This is a genomic window from Roseibium sp. RKSG952 (assembly GCF_009711355.1).
The window spans coordinates 1-2,443 of sequence record NZ_SMMF01000606.1 but is presented as its reverse complement, the minus strand read 5'-3'; the positions used below and the strand labels follow the sequence as shown (position 1 = coordinate 2,443).

Genomic DNA, 2,443 nt, shown 5'->3' with positions numbered 1-2,443 from the left:
GACCTTCGAGATTGTCGAGAGCCCGGAGGCATGCGGCATTGATGTGAACCTGAACCGCCAGATTGCGACGCTGCAAACGCAGCTTCTCTATCGAAACGATGACGGTGCCGAGGTGTTTGTGCGCGGCTGTGCAGTGTCTGAAACCACTTTTGCCATCACCGAGAAAACCGATGCTTGTGAGATCGACATTGATCAGGCAGGCGGCAAGGCCACGGTTATGGCCGAGCTGGTATTCACGGGTCACAACGGCAAGGAAGTTGTCGCACGCGAGTGCGGTAAAACCGCTAAATCCTTCGCGGTTTACGAGACGACCGACCGTTGTAGCGTGAAGGTGGATCTGGATGCCCGAATGGCATCTCAGCAAAGCCGTTTTGCCTATCGTGGTGACGATGGAAAAGAAGTCAGCGTTCAGGACTGTGCGCCGTCCTCGACGTCGTTCCGTATCGTGGAAGAACCGGATGCTTGTGAGGTCGACGTTGATCTGGACAACCGGGTCGCAACGGTCATGTCCCAACTGTCCTACACCAATGAGGGCGGTTCGAAGGTGATTGTCAGAGGCTGTTCGGCTTCGGATACCACTTACAAGATCACGGAAGCCGTTGATTCCTGTGAGGTTGATGTTGATCTGAAAAACGGCTGGGCGACTGTTCAGACCAAGCTTTCCTATACGGATGGCAAGGGCAAGGCCGTCGTCGTGCGTGGCTGTACCGGCACGGACCGGGCTCACAAGATCAATGAAACCTTCGATCAATGTGATGTGGCGGTTGATCTGCCGGGCCGGCTTGTCACCAGACAGAGCCAATTCAATTACCGAAACGAAAAAGGCGAGGAGATCGTTGTGAAGGAGTGCGCTCCGACTGAAACGACTTTCCAGATTGAGGCTGACTATGCGCAGTGTCAGGACAAGCTCGATTTCAAGAAAGGCTTTGCCTATCCGCAATTCAATTTGTCCTACAAGGACGAAAAGAATATGCGGTACGAGTTGGCAGAGTGTGCCCCTGATACTCGTCAGGGCATTGAGCTGATCCGGTCATACGGGCAGTGCGAGCACTATGTGGACATTAAAGCGGGTAAGGCCAATCCGCAGTTTACGTTGTCCTATACGGACTTGCATGGCGTTCGGCATGACGAACTGACCGAATGCACGCCGGAAACGGAAACAGTTTGGCAGATTGAGAAGCTCGAAAACGAGTGCGATGATCTGGTTGATGTCAGCAATGGCAAGGCTTATCCGCAATATCGGTCAGCCTACAAGGACAACACGGATCTGATGCATGAGGTTGCCGCGTGTCAGCCTAATCGTAGCAAGGTCTTCAAGATTGAGGAGGCTGAAACAGGCTGTACGCTGGATTTTGATCTGGTCAATGGCAAGGCCATTGTCAGCACGGCGAAGGTTTACACTGATGGGCAGGGCCGTCAGGTCCGTGTGGCCGAATGTGCGCCGTCCGAGACCATCAGCCCCATCACCATGACGGCGACGACGGATAATTGTTCGCTTCAGCATGACTTCGACAAGGGCGAAAGCCGCAAGATGATCATGTGGACCTACCGGAAGGGCGGTCAGCTTTATCAGGCGACACCCTGCATCACGACCAACACAACCTACAAGCACGCCAAGGTCTACACATACAACGGCATCGACGTATGCCCCTCGATCGTGGACACCAAGTCAGGCAAGGTCCTGTTGCAGTATCGAACGCAGATTGTCGTGAATGGTAAGGCTCAACATATCGGGTATTGCCAGCCGGACAATGATTCGACGATTGCAATCAAATCCACCACAAGCGGTTGTACTGATGTTTCCAAGTTCCATCATGATTTGTCAGCAGGCAAGTCCTATGGAAATGAGCGGTTCTATTGGGATTCGCCTTCACAAGGCCGCCAGTACCTGACGGAGTGCCAAAGGAGCAAGACAAGCTACACGCACCAGATCACGCAAAAAGGTTGGAAGAACAACGACAGCAAGCGCGTGGCGCAACGCCTTGTCGATGTAAAAATCAAGGTGAGCGGAAAAACTCATACGATCCAGAGCAACTATCTTCAGCCTGGTACCAAGGAAGTTGCCTATACATCCAAGGGCTATGACGACATTGAGGACAGCAACAACTCGTATTACAGCGGTTGTAATCTCTATGTCCCGACCAAACGCCGGTACAAGTACACGCGTCCGGACGGGTCGACATACTATCGTTACGAAGGGGCAGGAACCACAAAGAACAAGGGCGACAAGTGTACTCGCACCACCGAGGAACGAACGTTCATATCGGATGTGATCAAGTTCCGGTATGGCGGCCATAAAATCAGGATTGAGAAGGGGAACGGCTCGACCTCAACTTTCAATTTCACGGGTGGCAAAAACGATACCCATATCAAGGAATTGAGTGGCGATGGTCCTTACCGTTTCGTGAGCGCAGAAGGGTTCTGTCGCAAATTCTGATCCGGG

The 2,443-nt window shown here is 52.8% G+C and carries 1 protein-coding gene; it reads left to right on the top strand.

Annotated elements, in window-relative coordinates; all coding sequences use genetic code 11:
- On the top strand, nucleotides 1-2,437 hold a 2,437-nt coding region (locus E1297_RS49020), incomplete at its 5' end, for a hypothetical protein (RefSeq protein WP_196223160.1).
- Nucleotides 2,438-2,443: the final 6 nt, after the last annotated feature.